The following is a 21030-nucleotide window of genomic DNA, read 5'->3' as shown; positions in this document are numbered from 1 at the left end:
ATGGCCACGATCCCGGACGTCTGTGCGATGCTCGGCGCCGTGGAGACCAGGTCAGTCAGCCCCGTGTTCGTCGGCCGCGCCGGTGAACTCGCCGCCCTCACCGACGCCCTCGCCCGCGCCACCGACGGAGAGCCCCAGGCTCTGCTCGTCGGCGGCGAGGCGGGCGTCGGAAAGACGCGGCTCATCGAGGAGTTCGTCGCCGCGGCTTGCGAGCGCGGCGCGTACGTCGCCGTCGGAGGCTGTGTCGAAGTCGGCGCGGACGGACTGCCGTTCGCGCCCTTCTCCACGGCCCTGCGCGGGCTGAGCCGCCGGCTCCCGGACGAGCTGGCCGCCGCCGCGGCCGGCCAGGAGGGCGAACTCGCCCGGCTCCTCCCCGAACTCGGCGACGTCGGCAGCCACGAGCCCTCCCACGAGGACTCCACCGCCCGCCTCTTCGAGCTGACCGTACGGCTCCTGGAGCGCCTCGCCGCCGACCGTACGATCGTGCTCGTCCTGGAGGACCTGCACTGGGCCGACGCGTCCACCCGGCACCTCCTCGCCTACCTCTTCCGTACCCTGCGCCGCGGCAGGATCGTCGTCGTCGCCACCTACCGCTCCGACGACATCCACCGCCGCCACCCGATGCGCCCCCTCCTGGCCGAACTGGACCGGCTGCGGACCATCCGGCGCATCGAACTCGCCCGCTTCACCCGCGCCGAAGTACGCCGCCAGCTCACCGGCATCCTCGCCGCCGAACCCGACGCCGCCCTCGTCGACGAGGTCTTCGACCGCTCCGACGGCAACGCCTTCTTCGTCGAGGAGCTCGTCGTCTCCCACGAGGCGGGCTGCGCCCCCGGCTCCCTCAGCGACTCCCTGCGCGATCTGCTGCTCGTACGGGTCGAGGCGCTCCCCGAGGACGCCCAGCGGGTGGCCAGGATCGTCGCCGAGGGCGGCTCCACCGTCGAGTGGGCGCTGCTCGCCGCCGTCGCCCGGCTCTCCGAGGACGACCTCATCGAAGCGCTCCGGGCCGCCGTCGGCGCCAACATCCTGCTCGCAGTCCCCGACGGCGACGGCTACCGTTTCCGGCACTCCCTGGTCCGCGAGGCCGTCAGCGACGACCTGCTGCCCGGCGAGCGCTCCCGCCTCAACCGCCGCTACGCCGAGGCCCTGGAGGCCGACCCGTCCCTCGTCCGCGCCGAGGAACGCGCGACCCGGACCGCCACCTACTGGTACCACGCCCACGACCCCGCCAAGGCGCTGCCGGCCGTGCTGCGCGCCTCCGTCGAGACCCGCAAGCGCTACGCCTACGCCGAGCAACTGCGGCTCCTCGAACGGGCCATGGAGCTGTGGGACGAGGTGCCCGCCGAGGTCCGCGACTCGCTGCGGCCGATGGACTACGTCGAGGCCTACCCCGCGTGCGGCTGCGATCCCGCCACCGCCCCGCTGCGCTATCTCGACCTCCTCGCGGAGGCCGCCATCGCCGCCCGGTTCAGCGGCGCACGCGAACGCGCCCTGAAGATCGGCAAGATGGCGCTGCGGCTCCTGGACTCCGCCGAGGACGGCGGCGAGCGCGACCCGCTGCGGGCCGCCTGGTTCTGGTGCGAGCGGTCCCGCATCGTCTCCGGCCTCGGCCGCTCCGACGGCTGGGCCGAGATCGCGAAGGCGCAGGAACTCGTCAAGGGCCTCCCGCCGTCCGCCGTCCACGCCCGCATCCTCGTGGGGGCCGCCGGCTGGGGCATGCTCCACAAGCCCGGACCCGAAAGCCTCGCCGCCGCCGAGCGGGCCGTCGAGTACGCCCGTCTCGTCAAGGACGAGGCCATCGAACTCGGCGCTCTCATCACCCTGGGCACCCTCCAGGTCAACGCCGGCGACCGCGAGGCCGGACTCGCCGGCCTGTACGAGACGATCGACCGCACCCGTACCCTCGGCCTCCACCACGAGTGCGCGCGCGCCCACATCAACCTCGCCCACGTCCTGGAGAACCTCGGCCGCTCCCGGGAGGCCGTCGACGTCGCCGAAGGCGGCGTCCGGCTCACCCGCACCTACGGACTCCTCGACAGCCAGGGCTGGATCCGCGGCAACCTGGCGGAGTCGCAGCTCTCCCTCGGGCTCTGGGAGGAGGCGCAGCGCAACTGCGAGTGGCTGGAGCACGCCGGGAGCGGCTCCAAGCCGCGGGGCTCCGCCGCCCTGCGCCTCGCCCAACTGGCCGTCGCCCGGGGCGAGCTGACCACCGCCGTCGCTCAACTGGCCGTGGCGCGCGAGCACTTCGGCGAAGCTGATCCGATGCCGCAGTACACCGTTCCGACACGCCAGGTCGAGCTGAGCATCGCGGCCGCCGGCGGCCGGATCCAGGACGTACGGGCCGTGCTCGCCGCCGCCGCGGAGACCGGCTTCCCGCCCGGGACCCACCGCGAGGGCTGGCCGCTGCTCCTTGCCGCCGCGACCGCCGAGGCCGACGCGCTCGGCCTGCCCGCCGCGGAGGAGGGCCGCGCGGAGACCCTCGCCCTGCTCCGCCGCTGCGTCCGGGGGATGGCGACCCCGGCGCCCGTCTGGGAGGCGTACGCCCTGCACACCTCGGCGGAGCTGGACCGCGCCGAGGGCCGCCGCCCGGTCGACCGCTGGACGGAGACCGTCGCCGCCTACGAGCCGCTGGAGCGCCCCCACCTCCTGGCACTCGCCCGGCACCGCCTCGCCGACGCCCTCCTGGCCGAGGGCGGCCGGCGCGACGAGGCCGCCGCGCTGCTCCGGGAGGCCCACGCCACGGCCGTCCGCCTCGGCGCACACCCGCTCCGCGAGGACGTCGAACTCCTGGCCGCCCGCGCCCGTCTCCCGCTGACCGCCCCGGACCGCACCCCGGAACCGGAGCCGGGCGAAGACGCCTTCGGCCTGACCCCCCGGGAGCAGGGCGTCCTGCGCCTGGTCGCCGTCGGCCGCACCAACCGCCAGATCGCGGAGGAGCTCTTCATCTCCCCGAAGACGGCGAGCGTCCACGTCTCCAACATCCTCGCCAAACTGGGCGTCTCCGGCCGCGGCGAGGCGGCCGCCCTCGCCCACCGCCTCCGCCTCCTGGACCCGACCCCCTAGGAACCCCCCTCCTCGTCGTCCCCGCTCTCGTCCTCGTCGTCGCGGGCCACCGGACCTGGAACGCGTATCGTCACGTAGCCCGAATTGAGATCGATCGGCCCCTGCCCGGGGTCCGCGTCACCCTGGTCCTCCCGCGTCAGCGCGAGCCGCTGCCGCTCGTCCTCGGTGTGCTTGTGGCCTGGTGCGAACAGCTCCTCGAACGGGTTGAACATCGTCTTCGGCCCCCTCTGGGTGTCGTTCGGATCAGTCCGGGATGCGGGTCCCTGCGCCGCCGACCCTGATCCGCCGGTCGCCCGCCCGCAGTTCCACCGTCAGGACGCCGGGACGCCCCATGTCCTCCCCCTGGTGGAGGGTGAGGACCGTCGCCTCGGGCACGAGTCCGAGCTCACGGGCGTACGCGCCGAAGGCGGCGGCCGCCGCCCCGGTTGCCGGGTCCTCCACCACACCGCCCACCGGGAACGGGTCGCGGACGTGGAAGACGTCCGTAGAGGCGCGCCAGACCAACTGCACCGTCGTCAGGTCGAGCCGGTGCATCAGGGCCTCCAGGCGGGCGAAGTCGTACGCCAGGCGGGCCAGGCGCTCTCGGGTCGCGGCGGCCAGGACCAGATGGCGGGCGCCCGCGAAGGCGATGCGGGGAGGCAGGGCGGGATCGAGGTCGCCGGCCGGCCAGTCGAGCGCGGCGAGCGCCTCTGCCAGGTCCGCGGCCGCGACCTCCTCGACGTGCGGCTCGACGCTCGTGAGCGTGGCCCGCAGCGCCCCGCCCTCCCGCGTCACGGTGACCGGCACGGTCCCGGCACGCGTGCTGAACACCAGGTCGCCGGGGCCGATGCGCTCACCGAGGGCCACGGCCGTCGCGACGGTGGCGTGACCGCAGAAGGGCACCTCCGCCTTGGGGCTGAAGTACCGGATGGCATACGCCCGCCCGCCACCCGCCGCGCCGGAGCCGGCTCCCTCGAACGGCCCCGTCAGGAACGCGCTCTCGCTGTAGCCGACTTCGGCGGCGATCGCCAGCATCTCCTCGTCGCTCAGGCCCGTGGCGTCGAGAACGATTCCGGCGGGATTGCCTCCCTCGGGATCGTCGGAGAAGGCGGTGTAACGCAGGACCTCGGGGGTTTCCCGTACGGAGTTCATACCGGGTCAACGGCGCGAAGCCCCAAGGTGGTTCCCCGCGGCACCGGTGGAGCCGGGCATGAGGACGGTGTCGCCCTCAGGGAGTCGGCCCGAGAGAGCCGATGAAGCGGTCAAGGCGTGAGACGACTTGCCGCAATACGTCAACGGACCCCGTGGCGTCGTCCGCGAGCTCCAGTGCGTGATCCGCTGAGGGGACTTCCAGGACGTCATGGCGTAGGGACTCGGCGATCTGTGAATCCCACAGCTTGTCGGCGATACCGCCGATGAGGAGGGTCGGCGCTTGGGCTCGCTGGAGAGCACGGGCCACATGATCGATGGTCAGGAGAGGAGTGAGCCAGGCTGCTGCGATGTTGCGCTCGGCTGCGATGCCGCAGGCGAGTGAGCCCAAGGACTTGCCGACGAGGAGGCGACAGGCCCCTGCCTCGGCGTCGATGGCCTGGGTGACTTGCCGCTCCACCCACGCGATCCGGTCGTCCACGGTGAACTGCGAGAAGTCGTCTGGGATCTGCCACCACAGCTCCTGGACCGTCCAGCCGTGCTGGAGGAGCACGCCACGAGCGAAGTGCAGCAGCGGCCTGGCGGGCGAGTAACCGACGCCTGGAACGACGACTGCGACACGGTCAGGGGCACCGTCGAAGCGCGTGGGCATGGCGAAGGGGGAGGGATCGGGCATGGCCGCAGGCTACTAGCGAGCTGATCAGTGGGAGCGGCTTGAGTCGCGATCCGGTGATCTGAACGAGACGGCCTGGGCTAGCTCACCTCCAACCGGAGGATCTTGTCGTCGCCGGGGCCGGGTGTGCCCCGGGTGTCGGTTTCGCTTGTGGTCAGCCAGAGTCGGCCGTCGCCCGCCGCCAGGACCGTGCGCAGGCGGCCGTACTCCTCCACGAGGAACGCCTCGGGGTCCCCGGAGCGTTCCGCTCCGGACAGCGGGATCCGCCACAGGCGCTCGCCTCTCAGACCCGCCATCCAGATCGCGCCCTCCGCGTACGCGATACCGCTCGGGGAGGCCTCCGCCGTCTTCCACTGGGCCACCGGGTCCACGAAGTCGGACACGTCCGCCGCGCCCTCGACCTTCGGCCAGCCGTAGTTCTTCCCGGCCTTGATCAGATTCAGCTCGTCCCAGGTGTTCTGGCCGAACTCGGCCGCCCACAGCCGCCCGTCCGCGTCCCAGGCCAGGCCCTGCACATTGCGGTGACCGTACGAATAGACCACCGAGCCGGGGAACGGATTGCCGGGCGCCGGCTTCCCCTCCGGCGTCATCCGCAGGATCTTGCCGCCCAGCGACTCCACGCTCTGCGCGAGCCCCTTCTCGCCCCGCTCGCCCGTCCCCGCGTACAGCATCCCGTCCGGGCCGAACGCGATCCGCCCGCCGTTGTGGAAAGTCCCCTTCGGGATGCCCGAGAGGACCACCTCGGGCGGCCCCAGCCGGTCCGCGGCCCCGCCTCCGTACGGCATGCGTACGATGCGGTTGTCCGACTCCGCCGTGAAGTACGCGTACACCCGGCCGTCCCGCACGGCCAGGCCGAGCAGCCCGCCCTCACCGCCCGGAACCACCCCGGGCACCTCTCCGAGCGGCGTCTTTCTCCCGGTCTCCGCGTCGACCCGGGTGATCGTGCGCTCGTCGCGCGAGGCGACGAGGAGGTCACCGTCCGGCAGCGCGGCCACGCCCCACGGCGACTCCAGATTCTCGGTGAGCGTCCCCGCGACGCGCACGGCGGCCTGCGCGCTCCGCGACTCCGTCGCGGGTGGGGACGGAGACCCGCCCCCGCCCGACGCGCACCCGGTCAGCAGCCCCAGCACGGCGGCGGCCCATACGGCTCCCACAAAAGCTCGGCCCACGGTCCCGATCCCTTCCAGCGGCGATCACTACCCTTGATACACCGCCCAGCCCGATCAGGTTCCCGACCGGCTCACTCAGTCCCACGACCCCCGCGGCGCCGGCAGCCGCGCGATCTCCGCCAGATCGGCGGCCGTCAGCACCAGCTCCGCCGCCCGCGCGTTCTCCACCGCCCAGCGCTCCCGCTTCGTCCCCGGGATCGGCACCACATGCGGCCCCTGCGCCAGCGCCCACGCCAGCGCCACCTGCGCCGGAGTGACGTCCTCGCCGTGCCGGGCCGCCACCCGCCGCAGCCCCGCCACCAGCGGCTGGTTCGCCGCCATCATCTCGGCCGTGAAACGAGGATGCCGGGCCCGCGGGTCGTCCGGCTCGAAGCCGCCACCCGGCGTCAGCGTCCCGGTCAGGAACCCGTTCCCCAGCGGCATCGCGGCCAGGAACCCCACACCCCGCGCCTCGCACCACGGCAGCAGCCGCAGCAACGCCTCCGGGGACCACACCGACAGCTCGGCCTCCACCGCGCTCACCGGGAAGACCTGCTGGACCCGCTCCAACTGCCGGATCGTTCCCTCATACACATCGGCCACGGTCCCGCGCCGAGCCATCCGTGCCCCCACCGCGCAGAACCCGAGCGCCCGCACCTTGCCCGCCGACACCAGCTCGGCCATCGCGCCCCAGGTCTCCTCGACCGGCACCTCCGGGTCCGCCCGGTGCAGCTGGTAGAGGTCGATCACCTCCGTCTGGAGCCGTCGCAGCGACGCGTCGCACGCCCGCCGTACGTACCCGGGCCGGCCGTTGGCCACCACATGCTGGTCGCCCACGAGAAGACCGCACTTCGTCGACACGAACGCCTCGGCCCGGCGTTCCTTCAACGCCCGCCCCACCAACAGCTCGTTGGTGAACGGCCCGTACATATCGGCGGTGTCGAGCAGACTCACCCCGGCGTCAAGCGCCGCGTGCACCGTGCGCAGCGACCGGTCCCCGCGCTGCTGCGAGCCGCTGTAGGCCCAGTTCATCGGCATACAGCCCAGGCCGACCGCCCCCACGTCGAGCGCCGCCGCCCCGATACTCCTGCGCTCCACCTGCCGGTACCCCTCCCTGTGCCGTCCCCCAAAGTAACCAATGGAGCGCGGGATTCTTCGCATAGCCTCCCGGTCATGACACTCGATGACACGACCGCTGACGTGTGGCTTCCGATTCCCGCGGACGAGATCGAAGGGCTTCCCGACCCGGGCGCGTCGGGGCTGAACTACCGCTTCTGGGACGGCGGTCCCGATTTCCCCGCCGACCCGGCGCGCTGCGCCTTCTACGTCGTCCCGTACATGAAGGGCACGGAGATCGCCGTCCGGCCGCTCGCCGCGATGACCTCGGTCCGCGCCGTGCAGACCCTCTCGGCGGGCACCGACCATGTGACGCCCGGACTCGGCTCACTGCCCCCGGGCGTCGAACTGTGCAACGCCAAGGGCGTCCACGAGGCAAGCACCGCCGAACTCACCCTCGCCCTGATCCTCGCCTCGCTGCGCGGGATCCCCCAGTTCGTGCGCGGCCAGGACAAGGAGGAGTGGCTGGGCGGCTTCTATCCGGCCCTCGCCGACAAGTCCGTGCTGATCGTGGGGTACGGATCGATCGGCGCCGCCATCGAGGACCGGCTCGCGCCATTCGAGTGCGCGCGGGTGGTGCGCGTCGCGCGCTCCGCACGCACCACGGAGCGCGGGTCGGTGCGGGCCCTCGCGGAGTTGCCCGCCCTGCTGCCGGAGGCGGACGTGGTCGTGCTCTCCACTCCGCTCACGCCCGAGACCCGGCACCTCGCCGACGCGGGGTTTCTCGGCCGGATGAAGGACGGCGCCCTTCTTGTGAACGTGGCCCGCGGTCCCGTGGTGGACACCGCCGCGCTGCTCAAGGAGGTCGAGAGCGGGCGGATCACCGCCGCGCTGGACGTCACCGACCCCGAACCGCTGCCGCCGGGGCACCCGCTGTGGCACGCTCCCGGTGTTCTGGTGAGTCCCCATGTCGGCGGTTCCACTTCGGCGTTCATGCCACGGGCGAAGCGGCTGATCGCCGCCCAGCTCACCCGGTTCGCGGCGGGGGAGCGGCTGGCGAACGTGGTCCTGACCACCTGAGCCGCGCTGTCGTGCCGCGCGCCCCCTCGGTGCGCCCGCCGCGAGCCCCCAGGCCGTCACAGAGAGTACAGCACCCCTGTCCCTGAGTGACGGTCCTGGTGTATCGTCCCGGAGCGGGGGGCTGCGTCGAGTACGGGCTGACGCTGGGGAGCGAAGTGACGGGTCACCAGATTCCGAGGGGGGCGACGGGTGATGTACGGCCGATGGACCGACGATCCGACGCGGCGGGGCCGCCGTCGACGACCCTCGCGCGCGACGACGCCGGGCCGCCCACGCAGGGCGCCCTCCTCCCCAGGCCGACCGGCTCCACCGGCCTCCCCGCCCAGGCCGACCGACGCACCGAGGCGGACACCGTCCAGGCCCGGGGCACACCAGGCCCCGACGCCCCGAGCCGAGGCGACTCAGACCCGGATGCCCAGGGCCGCGGCGCCCCGGGCCCGGACACCCCAGGCCCCGACGTCCCGGGCCCAGGCATCCCAGGCCTGGACATCCAGGGTCCTGCCGCCTCAGACCCGACCGCCGCACGCCCAGCCGCCGGCCCGGACGTCCGCGACTCCGCGGGTCCCGGTGCCGCAGGCCCCGACGTCCCCGGCGCCCCGCGTACAGCAGCAAGCCCCGGCCCCGGCGCCGTTCGCGCCGCCACCAGCGGCGTTACCGCGCCCCCGCGTGCCCGCGTGCGCGGTGTCCTGGCGGCGGCGATGAGCGCCCCCGGGGCGCTCATCGAGCGCCGCCGTGTCGCGGGCGCCGGTGCCGGCCCGGCCTCCGGGCCGGGGCCGGTCCGGAACGGGCCGGCGCGCTCCGGGGTGCCCGTGGTCGTCACCCAGGTCGTCCTCGGACTGATCTGCGCGGGGTACGCGACCGGTGCCGCCCTCGGCTGGGGTTCCGAGCGACTGGCCCTCGTCATGGGCGACTTCGGCCTCAGCGCCGCCGCCCTCGCCGCCGGCGTCTCCTGCTTCCTCTACGCCCGCGTCCACGAGAACCGCTTCCGCCCCGCCTGGCTGCTCTTCGCCTTCTCCTCCGCGATGGCCGCCACCGGGAACGCCGTCTGGGGGTGGTACGAGGTCGTGCTGCACCAGGAGGTGCCCAGCCCGTCCCTCGCGGACGTCTTCTTCCTCCTGTTCGCCCCGCCCGCCATCGTCGGCCTGCTCGTCCTCGCCAAGAAGCCCGTCACGCGGGCCGGCTGGGTCTGCCTCGCCCTCGACGCCTGGCTCATCGGCGGCTCGCTGCTCACCCTCTCCTGGAGCCTCGCCCTCGCGCACACCGCCCACTTCGAGGGCGAGAGCGTCGCGCGGGCCGCGCTCACCCTTGCGTACCCGCTGCTCGACATCGTTCTCGTCAGCATGGTCCTCGCCCTGCACTTCCGCCGCTCCCAGGTGAATCGCTCGGCGACCAACACCGCGATCGCCGCCCTCGCCCTCACCGTGCTCTGCGACGCGCTGTTCACCTCCCCGCTGCTCCGCGAGAACTACACCTCCGGCCAGCTGCTCGACGCCGGCTGGTTCGCCGGCTCGCTGCTCCTCGCGTACGCCCCCTGGGGAGCGCGGCGGACCGTCCCCACCACCGGCACCGGGTCCACGCGCGGCCAGCGCCACCACAGCCGCCCCGTCGCGGGCTCGCTGGCCGCCCTCACCCCGTATCTCGCCGCGGCGGTCTGCACGCTCGGCATCCTGTACAACGTCGTCGAGGGACGCAGAGTGGACCGCGTGGTCGTCCTCACCGGCTGCACGGTCGTGCTCGCCCTCGTCGTACGCCAGGGCATCATGCTCCTCGACAACATCGCCCTCACCCACGAACTGGCCCAGAAGGAGAACCACTTCAGGTCTCTGGTGCAGGGCTCCAGCGACGTCATCATGATCGCCGCGCCCACCGGCATACTCCGGTACGTCAGCCCCGCCGCCTCGGGGGTCTACGGGCGGGAGGCCGAGGACCTGATCGGCGAGGAGCTGGCCTCCCTCATCCACCCCGAGGACCTCGGCGGAGTCGTGCACGAGGTCCGCCGCTTCCTCGCCGCTCCTCCTTCGGAGGAGCCGACGACCCGGATCGAGTGCCGCTTCCGCTCCGGCCGCGGCGACTGGCTCAACGTCGAGTCCACCGTCAACCGCCACCAGGGCGGGCTGATCTTCAACAGCCGGGACGTCACCGAGCGGGTCCGCCTCCAGGCCCAACTCCAGCACAACGCCGAGCACGACCCGCTCACCGACCTGCCCAACCGGGCGCTGTTCACCCGGCGCGTCCGCAAGGCCCTCACCGGCCGGCGCTCCTCCGACCCCGGCACCGCCGTCCTCTTCATCGACCTCGACGGCTTCAAGGGCGTCAACGACCGGCTCGGCCACCAGGCCGGCGACGAGCTGCTCGTCCAGGCCGCCCGCCGCCTCCAGGACTCCGTACGGGCCGGGGACACCGCCGCCCGGCTGGGCGGCGACGAGTTCGCCGCGCTCATCCTCGGCGACGGCGCGCGGGACCGCGCGGCCCGCGAGTACCAGGTCCACGAGATCGCCGACCGGCTGCGCCTCACGCTCTCCCAGCCGTACCGCGTCGAGGGCGGGAACGAGGTACGGGTCGCCGCCTCCATCGGCGTCGCCTTCGCCGAGCCCGGCATCAGCGCCGGGGAGCTGCTGCGCAACGCCGACCTGGCGATGTACCGGGCCAAGGCCGCCGGCAAGGACCGCGTGGAGATGTACGCCCCGCAGATGCAGGCCGAGGTCGTCCGCAGGACGGAACTGGCCACCCGGCTGCGCACCGCGCTGGACGACGGCGAGTTCGCCCTGCTCCACCAGCCGGTGGTGGACCTCTCCACCGGCCGGATCACCGCCGTCGCCGCCCAGGCCCGCTGGCGCTCCGCCCAGGGCATCCTCTTCACCCCCGCCGAGTTCCTGCGGGTCGCCGACGACGGCGAGCGCGTCGCCGAGCTCGGCCGCTGGCTCCTGGAGCAGGCCGTCGAGCAGGCCGCCGAGCGGGCCGCGCTCGGCCACCGGACCCCGGTCTCCGTCCGGCTCTCCGCCCGCCGGCTGCTCGACCGCTCCATGCCGCTCGGCTCCGTCGAAGAGCTGCTGACCCGGTACGGCCTCCCCTCCGGCTCCCTGATGATCGAGCTGGCCGACAGCGACCCCCGGGTCTCCTTCGACGACCTGGAGCAGCGCCTGGTCGCCCTGCGCCGGCTCGGCGTACGGATCGCACTCGACGGCTTCGGCAGCGGCTACGCGGCGATCAACGCGCTGCGTCGCCTCCCCGTCGACGTACTGAAACTGGACAGAGGTCTCGTCGAGGGCGTGGTCGAGTCCGCCCGGCTGCGCAAGATCACCAGCGGGCTGCTCCGGATCGCCTCCGACCTGGGGCTCCAGTCCGTCGCCGACGGGGTGGACGTCCCCGAGCAGGTGCTCGCCCTGCGCGCCATGGGCTGCACGCACGGCCAGGGCATGGCCTTCTCGGGGCCCCTCGACGAGTACCGGCTGCGCCGTGCGCTCGTACGGGACGAGTACCCCGTCCCCGGTGTCGCCCCCGCGGTCGTCCCTGTCGGAAACCATCCCCCGTTCCGCTCAAATACTGAGACGCCTGTCCCACCCACTTGACACTGATGGTGCGTCGGGGGGAGGGTCAGTGCCATGCGCACCCGAATTCTCGTACTTGGAAAGCGCGTCGGCTGAAGCAGGGCCTCAGGCAGGCCAGGCTTGAAACGCTACCGACGCGCTCCCCTCGCTTGCCTCACGGCACGAGGGGTTTTTTGTTGCACCGGCTCACGCCAAAGTCGTACCAAACCCTCGCAAAAACCTCTGCCTCGAGAAGAGAATGCTGATGACCGAGCAGGCCACCGGGCACCATCCGCAGCCGCGGGCCCGTAGCGGCGGACAGCCCGCCACCACCGTCGAGCACGTCACGGGTGCGCAGTCCCTCATCCGTTCTCTCGAGGAAGTGGGGGCCGACACCGTCTTCGGTATTCCGGGCGGCGCCATCCTCCCCGCGTACGACCCGATGATGGACTCGAAGAAGGTCCGCCACATCCTCGTCCGCCACGAGCAGGGGGCCGGCCACGCCGCCACCGGCTACGCGCAGGCCACCGGCAAGGTCGGCGTGTGCATGGCGACCTCGGGGCCGGGCGCCACCAACCTGGTCACCCCGATCGCCGACGCCCACATGGACTCCGTCCCGCTGGTCGCGATCACCGGCCAGGTCGCCTCGAAGGCCATCGGCACGGACGCCTTCCAGGAGGCGGACATCTGCGGCATCACGATGCCGATCACCAAGCACAACTTCCTGGTCACCAAGGCCGAGGACATCCCGCGGACGATCGCCGAGGCGTTCCACATCGCCTCCACCGGCCGTCCCGGCCCGGTCCTGGTCGACATCGCCAAGGACGCCCTGCAGGCGAAGACCACCTTCAGCTGGCCGCCGCAGACCGACCTGCCCGGCTACCGCCCGGTGACCAAGCCGCACGCCAAGCAGATCCGCGAGGCCGCCAAGCTCATCACCGCCGCCAAGCGCCCCGTCCTGTACGTCGGCGGCGGCGTCCTGAAGGCCGGTGCTACCACCGAGCTGAAGGTCCTCGCCGAGCTCACCGGCGCCCCCGTCACCACCACCCTGATGGCGCTGGGCGCGTTCCCCGACAGCCACCCGCTGCACGTGGGAATGCCGGGCATGCACGGTGCGGTCACCGCCGTCACCGCGCTGCAGAAGGCCGACCTGATCGTCGCCCTCGGAGCCCGCTTCGACGACCGCGTGACCGGCAAGCTGGACAGCTTCGCGCCCTTCGCCAAGATCGTCCACGCCGACATCGACCCGGCCGAGATCGGCAAGAACCGCGCCGCCGACGTCCCGATCGTCGGTGACGCCCGCGAGGTCATCGCCGACCTGGTCCAGGCCGTCCAGGCCGAGTACAGCGAGGGCAACAAGGGCGACTACACCGCCTGGTGGAGCGACCTGAACCGCTGGCGCGAGACCTACCCGCTCGGCTACGACCTGCCGGAGGACGGCAGCCTCTCGCCGCAGCAGGTCATCCAGCGGATCGGGCAGCTCGCCCCCGCCGACACCATCTATGCGGCCGGCGTCGGCCAGCACCAGATGTGGGCCGCGCACTTCATCGACTACGAGAAGCCGGCCACCTGGCTGAACTCCGGCGGCGCCGGAACGATGGGCTACGCGGTCCCCGCCGCCATGGGCGCCAAGGCCGGCATGCCGGACCGCCCGGTCTGGGCGATCGACGGCGACGGCTGCTTCCAGATGACAAATCAGGAGCTCACCACCTGCGCGCTCAACAACATCCCGATCAAGGTCGCCATCATCAACAACGGCGCCCTCGGGATGGTCCGCCAGTGGCAGACCCTCTTCTACAACCAGCGCTACTCGAGCACGGTCCTGCACGCCGACGAGACCGGCCACGAGGCGACCGGCTCCCAGGTCGGCGCCAGCACGGCGCCCCGCAAGGGCACCCGTGTCCCGGACTTCGTCAAGCTGTCCGAGGCCATGGGCTGTGTCGCCCTGCGCTGCGAGGACCCGGCCGACCTGGACAGGGTCATCGAAGAGGCCAACGCCATCAACGACCGCCCCGTCGTGATCGACTTCATCGTCCACGAGGACGCCCAGGTCTGGCCCATGGTCGCCGCCGGCACCTCCAACGACGAGGTCATGGCCGCCCGGGGTGTCCGCCCCGACTTCGGCGACAACGAAGACGACTGAGAGACGACTGAGAGAGAAGCGAACAGACATGTCCAAGCACACGCTCTCGGTCCTGGTCGAGAACACCCCCGGCATCCTCGCCCGTATCGCCGCGCTGTTCTCGCGCCGCGGCTTCAACATCGACTCGCTCGCCGTCGGTGTCACCGAGCACCCCGACATCTCCCGCATCACCATCGTGGTCAATGTCGAGGACCTGCCGCTCGAGCAGGTGACCAAGCAGCTCAACAAGCTGGTCAACGTCCTGAAGATCGTCGAGCTCGAGCCCAGCGCCGCCATCCAGCGCGAGCTCGTCCTGGTGAAGGTCCGCGCCGACAACGAGACCCGGTCCCAGATCGTCGAGATCGTCCAACTGTTCCGCGCCAAGACCGTGGACGTCTCGCCCGAGGCGGTCACCATCGAGGCCACCGGTTCGAGTGACAAGCTCGACGCGATGCTCAAGATGCTGGAGCAGTTCGGCATCAAGGAGCTCGTGCAGTCCGGCACGATCGCCATAGGGCGTGGTGCGCGGTCCATCACGGACCGCTCCCTGCGCGCCCTCGACCGCAGCGCCTGACGTCAACCACGGCTGACCGCCTGTCCACGGCGGCGGTCCGCCTGGCGAGACCCGCAAACCTTCCTCCCGCTCCCCGCCGTACGGTGGGACGCAACACCAGCACATCAAGGAGATTCCCAGTGGCCGAGCTGTTCTACGACGACGACGCCGACCTGTCCATCATCCAGGGCCGCAAGGTCGCGGTGATCGGTTACGGCAGCCAGGGCCACGCCCACGCGCTGTCGCTCCGTGACTCGGGTGTCGACGTCCGCGTCGGTCTGCACGAGGGCTCCAAGTCCAAGGCCAAGGCCGAGGAGCAGGGCCTGCGCGTGGTGACGCCCGCCGAGGCCGCCGCCGAGGCCTCCGTCATCATGATCCTGATCCCGGACCCGATCCAGGCCAAGGTCTACGAGGAGTCCATCGCCCCGAACCTGAACGACGGCGACGCCCTCTTCTTCGCGCACGGCTTCAACGTCCGCTTCGGCTTCATCAAGCCCCCGGCCGGCGTCGACGTCGCGCTCGTCGCCCCGAAGGGCCCGGGCCACCTGGTCCGCCGCCAGTACGAGGAGGGCCGCGGCGTCCCCGCGATCGCCGCGGTCGAGCAGGACGCGACGGGCAACGCCTTCGCGCTTGCGCTCTCGTACGCCAAGGCCATCGGCGGCACGCGTGCGGGCGTCATCAAGACGACCTTCACCGAGGAGACCGAGACCGACCTCTTCGGCGAGCAGGCCGTCCTCTGCGGTGGCGCCTCGGCGCTGGTGAAGGCGGGCTTCGAGACCCTGGTCGAGGCCGGCTACCAGCCGGAGATCGCCTACTTCGAGTGCCTGCACGAGCTGAAGCTCATCGTCGACCTCATGTACGAGGGCGGCCTGGAGAAGATGCGCTGGTCCGTCTCCGAGACCGCCGAGTGGGGCGACTACATCACCGGCCCGCGGATCATCACCGACGCCACCAAGGCCGAGATGAAGAAGGTCCTCGCGGAGATCCAGGACGGCACCTTCGCCCAGAACTGGATGGACGAGTACCACGGCGGTCTGAAGAAGTACAACGAGTACAAGACCCAGGACGAGAAGCACCTCCTGGAGACCACCGGCAAGGAGCTGCGCAAGCTCATGAGCTGGGTGAACGACGAGGAGGCGTAAGCCTTCGGGCGGGGGGGGGGGGGAAACCCCCCCCCCCCCCCCCCCCCCCCTTCCCCCCCCCCCCCCCCCCCCCCCTCCCCCTCCCCCCCCCCCCCCCCCACACCACCCCCCCCCCCCCCCCCCCCCCCCCCCCCCCCCCCCCCCCCCCCCCCCCCCCCCCCCCCCCCCCCCCCCCCCCCCCCCCCCCCCCCCCCCCCCCCCCCCCCCCCCCCCCCCCCCCCCCCCCCCCCCCCCCCCCCCCATCCACCCACCCCCCCCCCCCCCCCCCCTCCCCCCCCCCCCCCCGCGGCTTGGTTCAGGTGGTGCATCAGGTGGTGCGTGTGCGGGGCAGTGCGGTGGGTCAGTCCTTGAAGGTCTCGGACTTCACGTCGACCCAGGCGCCGTTCTTGACCTGGTAGACGGTGAGCTGCTTGTTCGTGGTGTCGCCGTACTGGTCGAAGGAGACGTTGCCGGTCACACCCTCGAAGGAGACCTTGGACATGGCCTCGGTGACCTTGGCGCGGGCGTCGTCGGGCAGCTTGCCGTTGTTGGCGGCGACGACGGCCTTGACGGCCTGGATGATCGACCACGCGGCGTCGTAGGAGTAGCCGCCGTAGGCCGCGTACGGGTCCTTGAAGCCGGCCGCCTGGTAGTCCGCGATGAACTTCTTGGCGGTCGGGAGCTTCTCGACGGGGAAGCCGACCGAGGTGGCCAGGTCACCGTCGTTGGCCTCGCCGGAGGCCTTGATGAACTCCGGGTCGTAGATGCCGTCGCCGCCCATGGTGGGGATCTTGGCGCCGGTCTTCTTGACCTGGTCGGAGAGCAGGCCGCCCTCGGGGTACTGGCCGCCGAAGTAGACGGAGTCGGCGCCCTTGCCCTTGATCTTGTTGGCGGTGGAGGAGAAGTCCGTCTCCTTGACCGTCACGGAGTCGGTGCCGACGACGGTGCCGCCGAGGCGCTTGAACTCGTCGGAGAAGATCGCGGCGAGGCCGGCGCCGTAGGTCTGCTTGTCGTTGACGACGAAGACCTTGCGCTTGCCGGCGTCCTTGAAGAGGTAGTTCGCGGCGAACTTGCCCTGGATGACGTCCGTGGTGGCGGTACGGAAGTAGGTCTTGAAGGGGCGCTTGAACTCGCCCTTGCCCCAGTTGTCGCCCTGGGAGAGGGACGGGTTGGTGTTGGCCGGGGAGACCTGCGTGAGGTTGGCCTTGTCGAAGTCCGCCTGCATGGACTGCGAGACGCCGGAGTTCAGCGGGCCGACGACGCCGAGGACGTCCTTCATGCCGACGAGCTTGGTGGCGTTGGCCTTGCCGGTGGCCGGGACGGCCTGGTCGTCGAGGGCCTCGATCTTGAAGGTGACGCCCGGGACCACTTTCTCCTTGTTGGCGGTCTGGACCGCCAGCTCCACGGAGTTCTTGATGCCCTGGCCCAGCGCGGAGAGCGAGCCCGTGAGCGGCGCGTCGACACCGATGACGACGGTCGTGCCGCCGGCGGAGTTGTCGCTTCCGCCCTTGTCGTCGCGCGAACCGCAGGCGGTGAGGGTGAGTGCTCCCGTGGTGATCACGGTGGTGAGAATGAGCAAGGAACGGTGTCGCACGATGAATCCTTTCCCTGGCGCGGCCCCCTCGAGCTGAGGCGGTGCCGTGAAGCGTTAGCTGGAGGTGCCGTTTGTGAGTGCCGGGCCGTACTGGGGATGACTGGGTAGTACAGGGCCGTGCAGTGGACGCGCCCGGCGGCGCGGTAACTGGCGGTGACTCTAAGCGCAGGTGGGGGAGGTGGGGAGCGAGGAGGTCAGGATGTGACTGTCTTGTTATCGCGAGGGGGAGAGGAGGTGGACAGGTGGTGGGCAAATCGGGACATAAGGGTCAGCAAGGCGGTATCCACATAGTGAGAATGCCCAGTTCCGCTCAGGGGCTTGAGCGGATCACACTCCTGTCGGGCCGTTCCGGGACCTCTCCGGATATCGGAAGTCCACCGAATGTCAGCGGACGGAACGCTGAGTGCCGAACCCCGCCCCTGCGTGGGCGGGTGTCACGGAGCGTCACGAGGTGGCTTCCAGTTCTCCGAGCTTCCGGTCGCGCCGTTCGCCGACGCGCACCGTCTTCGGCTCTCCTTGTCGGCGAAGGCCAGCGCGGCCTCGCGGCCGTCGGCGCGCTCCCGGGCACGGCTGAGCGCGAGGACCTCGTCGTGGATCGCCAACTGCTCGTTGGAGAGCCCCTTCTGCTCCCAGTCCAGCCCCGCCCACGTGCTCCCCTTGAGCGCTTCCTGCACCCAGTACGCGACGAGGTCGGTGCAGATGTCCACGGCCGTCCTGGCCTGCGAGGGTGCCGGGTCGGGGCGGTCGCCGGGACGGTTGTCGGCGCACCCGGGCAGGGCGGCCAGAACGCCGACGGCCAGGACCGCGGCGAGCGCGGTCCTGGCCGGAGCGTACGGCGGGAACCCCATGCCCGGGACGCTAGGGGATCGCGTGCGCGGGCACAACAGGTGGTCTGGTTACGGCAGTTGGACGAACGGCGCGAGGAAGGAGCGGGCGCCGGGGGTGTCGAGCCGGTACACCACGTTGGTGGCGTAACAGGGCATGTCACCCGTGATCGTGGTGGCGACGAGCGTCAGCCTGCCATCGAGCGTGGCGAAGTTCGGGCCGCCCGAATCGCCGTAGCAGGCACCGCCGTTGCCCTGCGGCGCGGTCATGGAGAGCCGGATCCACGCGTCGTTGAGCGCGTTGAAGGTGACCGGGGCCTTGAGACGGACGCCCCCGCCCGGGTGGGTGTGCCCGCCCGGTCCACGGCGCGCCTCCTGCGTCCCGTATCCGGCGACGACGAACGAGGTGTCGTTGAGCCCCTGCGGGCCGAGCGCGGAGAGCGCGCCCGCGGTGGGGAGGGCGGCCGGCTTGAAGGACCAGCGCTCCTTGACCTTCGCCGCCGGCAGCTCGATCACCGAGATGTCGTGGGTGTCGGAGGCGGGGCCGGGATAGGCGGGGTGACTGTGCGCGGTGCCCTCGACGGCGACGGCCTTCGCGACGGCGGCCGGGTCGCCCGGGTGCTCGGCGGCGGCCTTGTCCAGGCCGCCCTGGACGTCCTGGTCGAGCGAGACGTAGAACCGGACGTTCTCCGGCCAGTCGGTGGTGCAGTGGGCCGCGGTCAGGAAGGTGTCCGCGTCGATCATGGTGCCGGAGCAGACCCAGTCGACCCGGTCGGGCGTGCTCGGGTCGCCGTCGTTGTCCCAGGTCGCGACGAGCGCCCCGACCTCGGTGCGCTCGGGCGCCGGGGTGGCGTTGTACGAGTTGATCGCTGCGGACGGGATCGCGGTGGCGAGGACGGCAGCGCAGGCCGCGGCAGTGACGGCGCTCGCCACGGTCGTGGTGCGTACGGCGGTGGTGCGTACGGCGGTCAAGACGAACCCCTCGGTGTGTGGGTGGGACCGGTGCTCTCCTGTGGGGGAGGGTCGTCAGTGAAGCGGGTGCCGGGCGCGGGGACAAGAGGGCCTGAGGTGACGTGTGGTGGGAGCCTGGTCCCACCCCTGCTCAGGCGTCCGGAGACTGGAATCGAAGCCCCGCGGTACGGCGTCCGGAAGCCGACGTTCCGTCTCCGGAGACCGGTTTTCGTCGGCGCGGGCCCGAGCCGGCACCCGGGCGCGGGATTCGTACGGGTATCGGCGCCCGTTCCCGGGTCCCCGCCCCGGCTCGGGTGACCGCACCCGGGACCCCCGATTGTGACTCTGCGTGTTTCGGTGGGGTTTCGTGGCGCGGTTTTGTGGCGTGGTTTTGTGGCGCGGTTTTGTGGCGCGGCGCGGCCCGGGACGGAGCGCCGTCCCGGGCCGGGTGTGGGCCGCCTGAGGTCCCTGAGGTCAGGCCGCGCCGCCGCCGGTCACACCGGCGTCCGGGAGGTTCCCCGCGTCCTGGGCCGTGACCTCGCGCAGCAGGCAGGTCAGCCGGGCCGTGCAGACCCGCTTGTCCTGCTCGTCGGTGATCACGATCTCGTACGTGGCCGTGGAGCGGCCGCGGTGGACCGGGGTGGCGACACCCGTCACGAGGCCGCTGCGGACCCCGCGGTGGTGGGTGCAGTTCAGGTCCACGCCCACCGCGATCTTGGAGACGCCGCCGTGCAGCATGGAGCCGATCGAGCCGAGGGTCTCGGCGAGGACCGCGGAGGCGCCGCCGTGCAGCAGCCCGTACGGCTGGGTGTTGCCCTCCACCGGCATCGTGCCGACGACCTTCTCGGCCGAGGCCTCGATGATCTGCACGCCCATGCGGTTGCCGAGGTGCCCGGCCGAGAACAGGGCGGGAAGGTCGACGCCGAGCGAGGCGTACTCGTCGATGACCTCCTGCGGGAACTTCACGTGATGCTGCTCGCCCATCGGCCCGGCTCCGTTCGTCTTCGTACGTCGTCGTCACTCGCCGCCTGAGCAAACGCTTAGGCGTGTGGCGCGATTCTGTCAGACGGGGCCGGGGCCGGGTCCAGTCACCCCGGGAGGAAGATGCGGCAGAGGTGGTCGGCCGCGTGCTGCGGCTCATGGCAGGGGACGAGCCGGTGGGGGCGGACCTGGAGAAGAAAGTACTGGTCGGGCGCGACGGGCGGCGCCTCCGCGTGGAACGGCTTGCCGCCGTCGTCCCGGATCCGCAGCTCGCCGCGGGTGCCGGCCGAGTCCCGGTAGTCGGCCGCGATCTCCCAGTCGCAGCTCTCCTGCTCGGTGACGGTGGCGGCCACCCGCAGGCCGCCCGGCGTGGTTCCGCCACCGAGATCGATCTTCCGGCGGTCGAAGTACCGCTGCCCCTGATCGTCACCCTCGTCGGTGATGACCGGAGCCGGGTTCTCCCGCCGGAGATCGAAGAGGACTCCCGGGTAGACGGCCTCGCCCTGGGCGGGGTGTCGCAGGACGAACCGCGCGGTCGAGGGGGCGCAGCGCACGTCGACCGCGCGCATGCCGGTGATCGACAGCTGAGAGGTCCGCTCGCTGAAGAGGTTCAGCTTGAACTCGGTCGTCGGTCCGGTCAGGAGGTTGCCGTCCGCCAGGTGGGGGCTCGCGCCGATGACCCTGGCTCCCAGGGGCCCGAGGATCCGCCACACATTCCGTCCGTAGTCGCGCGCCGAGGTGTCCAGGGCCGCGAGGGACCGCTGTTCCCGCGGGGTGATGGTCCTGTCGAGGACGATCGTCCAGTCGTCGCGGTCGAGCGCGGAGATGTCGGGGTCCGTCGTGGCGGTGAACGGCGCCTCTTCCCGGTCCAGCCGCTTCTGGGCGTCGTCCTCGGAGCGCAGCCGCGACTCGGTGAACAGGGTGTCGTAGACGTAGGTGACGACCTGACCGAGCCCTGCCGTCGCCAGGATCCCGAGAGCGATCACGACGAGGCCGCGGACCAGGATCCTCGTCCTCCTGGAGGGTGGCACCTCGGCGCCCGGAGCGATCCGTTCCATCGCGAGATCGCTCAGGGACGGACCCTCTGGTTCCGGAGCGGGGGGAGGGGGTGGCGCGGCGGGCGACGGTGGCGGTGCCGGCGGCGATGTCGGTGCTGGTGGCGGCGCCGGTGGTCCCGGTGCGGCCCAGGGGCGATCCGGCGGTGGCGGC

The 21030-nt window shown here is 71.9% G+C and carries 16 protein-coding genes; 6 read left to right on the top strand and 10 right to left on the bottom strand.

Going from position 1 to position 21030, the window contains the following annotated elements; all coding sequences use genetic code 11:
• Window positions 1-27: 27 nt before the first annotated feature.
• A complete protein-coding gene (locus tag ACZ4VI_RS20445; RefSeq protein ID WP_468001158.1) occupies window positions 28-3063 on the top strand; it encodes a helix-turn-helix transcriptional regulator in 3036 nt (1011 codons plus the stop codon).
• On the opposite strand, the gene ACZ4VI_RS20440 is transcribed toward ACZ4VI_RS20445, so the two are convergent.
• The 5 genes from ACZ4VI_RS20440 to ACZ4VI_RS20420 form a co-directional block, all read right to left on the bottom strand.
• Window positions 3060-3275 carry a DUF6191 domain-containing protein gene (locus ACZ4VI_RS20440; protein WP_468000983.1) on the bottom strand — a complete coding sequence of 72 codons (216 nt, stop codon included), beginning with the start codon at window positions 3273-3275 and terminating at the stop codon, window positions 3060-3062. The two genes, ACZ4VI_RS20445 and ACZ4VI_RS20440, sit on opposite strands and share 4 nt — an antisense overlap.
• Window positions 3276-3306: 31 nt before the next feature.
• Window positions 3307-4194 (bottom strand): PhzF family phenazine biosynthesis protein, encoded by an 888-nt coding sequence (locus tag ACZ4VI_RS20435; protein WP_468000981.1) that lies wholly within the window; start codon window positions 4192-4194, stop codon window positions 3307-3309.
• A gap of 76 nt (window positions 4195-4270) precedes the next feature.
• Window positions 4271-4867: an alpha/beta fold hydrolase gene (locus tag ACZ4VI_RS20430; protein WP_468000979.1), complete on the bottom strand. Its 597-nt coding sequence runs from the start codon at window positions 4865-4867 to the stop codon at window positions 4271-4273.
• A gap of 77 nt (window positions 4868-4944) precedes the next feature.
• Window positions 4945-6033: a PQQ-dependent sugar dehydrogenase gene (locus ACZ4VI_RS20425; RefSeq protein WP_468000977.1), complete on the bottom strand. Its 1089-nt coding sequence runs from the start codon at window positions 6031-6033 to the stop codon at window positions 4945-4947.
• 75 nt (window positions 6034-6108) lie between these two features.
• Window positions 6109-7110: an aldo/keto reductase gene (locus tag ACZ4VI_RS20420; RefSeq protein ID WP_468000975.1), complete on the bottom strand. Its 1002-nt coding sequence runs from the start codon at window positions 7108-7110 to the stop codon at window positions 6109-6111.
• A 75-nt stretch (window positions 7111-7185) separates the two neighbouring features.
• On the opposite strand from ACZ4VI_RS20420, the gene ACZ4VI_RS20415 reads away from it, so the two are divergent.
• From ACZ4VI_RS20415 to ilvC, 5 genes are all read left to right on the top strand, one after another.
• Entirely contained in the window at window positions 7186-8148 is a 963-nt protein-coding gene (locus tag ACZ4VI_RS20415) for a 2-hydroxyacid dehydrogenase (protein WP_468000974.1), read from the top strand.
• A gap of 698 nt (window positions 8149-8846) precedes the next feature.
• Window positions 8847-11717, top strand: a complete 2871-nt coding sequence (locus tag ACZ4VI_RS20410; RefSeq protein WP_468001156.1) for a putative bifunctional diguanylate cyclase/phosphodiesterase — start codon at window positions 8847-8849, stop codon at window positions 11715-11717.
• A 223-nt stretch (window positions 11718-11940) separates the two neighbouring features.
• Window positions 11941-13818: an acetolactate synthase large subunit gene (locus ACZ4VI_RS20405; RefSeq protein ID WP_468000973.1), complete on the top strand. Its 1878-nt coding sequence runs from the start codon at window positions 11941-11943 to the stop codon at window positions 13816-13818.
• Between the two features lie 28 nt (window positions 13819-13846).
• On the top strand, window positions 13847-14371 hold the full coding sequence (gene ilvN, locus ACZ4VI_RS20400; protein ID WP_019889675.1) for an acetolactate synthase small subunit: 525 nt from the start codon (window positions 13847-13849) through the stop codon (window positions 14369-14371).
• A 119-nt stretch (window positions 14372-14490) separates the two neighbouring features.
• Window positions 14491-15492: a ketol-acid reductoisomerase gene (gene ilvC, locus ACZ4VI_RS20395; protein WP_468000971.1), complete on the top strand. Its 1002-nt coding sequence runs from the start codon at window positions 14491-14493 to the stop codon at window positions 15490-15492.
• Between the two features lie 340 nt (window positions 15493-15832).
• Here ilvC and ACZ4VI_RS20390 read toward each other — a convergent pair whose 3' ends face one another.
• The 5 genes from ACZ4VI_RS20390 to ACZ4VI_RS20370 all read right to left on the bottom strand — a co-directional run bounded on the left by ACZ4VI_RS20390 (window position 15833) and on the right by ACZ4VI_RS20370 (window position 20879).
• Window positions 15833-17065: a branched-chain amino acid ABC transporter substrate-binding protein gene (locus ACZ4VI_RS20390; protein ID WP_468000969.1), complete on the bottom strand. Its 1233-nt coding sequence runs from the start codon at window positions 17063-17065 to the stop codon at window positions 15833-15835.
• A gap of 434 nt (window positions 17066-17499) precedes the next feature.
• Window positions 17500-17913 carry a hypothetical protein gene (locus tag ACZ4VI_RS20385; protein ID WP_468000967.1) on the bottom strand — a complete coding sequence of 138 codons (414 nt, stop codon included), beginning with the start codon at window positions 17911-17913 and terminating at the stop codon, window positions 17500-17502.
• A gap of 48 nt (window positions 17914-17961) precedes the next feature.
• Window positions 17962-18861, bottom strand: a complete 900-nt coding sequence (locus ACZ4VI_RS20380) for a trypsin-like serine protease (RefSeq protein ID WP_468000965.1) — start codon at window positions 18859-18861, stop codon at window positions 17962-17964.
• Between the two features lie 453 nt (window positions 18862-19314).
• Window positions 19315-19824 (bottom strand): PaaI family thioesterase, encoded by a 510-nt coding sequence (locus tag ACZ4VI_RS20375; protein ID WP_468000963.1) that lies wholly within the window; start codon window positions 19822-19824, stop codon window positions 19315-19317.
• 104 nt (window positions 19825-19928) lie between these two features.
• Complete coding sequence (locus tag ACZ4VI_RS20370) at window positions 19929-20879, bottom strand: hypothetical protein (RefSeq protein ID WP_468000961.1); 951 nt, start codon at window positions 20877-20879, stop codon at window positions 19929-19931.
• Window positions 20880-21030: the final 151 nt, after the last annotated feature.

Source organism: Streptomyces sp. NPDC029169, assembly GCF_055563935.1.
The sequence above is the reverse complement of the archived record's forward strand: the minus strand, read 5'-3'. Positions and strand labels throughout refer to the sequence as shown.

What these genes read in the sequence shown, in the direction of transcription:
- ACZ4VI_RS20405 (WP_468000973.1), top strand. Translation starts at nt 11,941, where the DNA reads ATGACCGAGCAGGCCACCGGGCACCATCCGCAGCCGCGGGCCCGTAGC.
- ACZ4VI_RS20440 (WP_468000983.1), bottom strand. Translation starts at nt 3,275, where the DNA reads ATGTTCAACCCGTTCGAGGAGCTGTTCGCACCAGGCCACAAGCACACC.
- ACZ4VI_RS20415 (WP_468000974.1), top strand. Translation starts at nt 7,186, where the DNA reads ATGACACTCGATGACACGACCGCTGACGTGTGGCTTCCGATTCCCGCG.
- ACZ4VI_RS20375 (WP_468000963.1), bottom strand. Translation starts at nt 19,824, where the DNA reads ATGGGCGAGCAGCATCACGTGAAGTTCCCGCAGGAGGTCATCGACGAG.
- ACZ4VI_RS20430 (WP_468000979.1), bottom strand. Translation starts at nt 4,867, where the DNA reads ATGCCCGATCCCTCCCCCTTCGCCATGCCCACGCGCTTCGACGGTGCC.
- ACZ4VI_RS20445 (WP_468001158.1), top strand. Translation starts at nt 28, where the DNA reads ATGCTCGGCGCCGTGGAGACCAGGTCAGTCAGCCCCGTGTTCGTCGGC.
- ACZ4VI_RS20435 (WP_468000981.1), bottom strand. Translation starts at nt 4,194, where the DNA reads ATGAACTCCGTACGGGAAACCCCCGAGGTCCTGCGTTACACCGCCTTC.
- ACZ4VI_RS20385 (WP_468000967.1), bottom strand. Translation starts at nt 17,913, where the DNA reads ATGGGGTTCCCGCCGTACGCTCCGGCCAGGACCGCGCTCGCCGCGGTC.
- ilvN (WP_019889675.1), top strand. Translation starts at nt 13,847, where the DNA reads ATGTCCAAGCACACGCTCTCGGTCCTGGTCGAGAACACCCCCGGCATC.
- ACZ4VI_RS20370 (WP_468000961.1), bottom strand. Translation starts at nt 20,879, where the DNA reads ATGGAACGGATCGCTCCGGGCGCCGAGGTGCCACCCTCCAGGAGGACG.
- ACZ4VI_RS20410 (WP_468001156.1), top strand. Translation starts at nt 8,847, where the DNA reads ATGAGCGCCCCCGGGGCGCTCATCGAGCGCCGCCGTGTCGCGGGCGCC.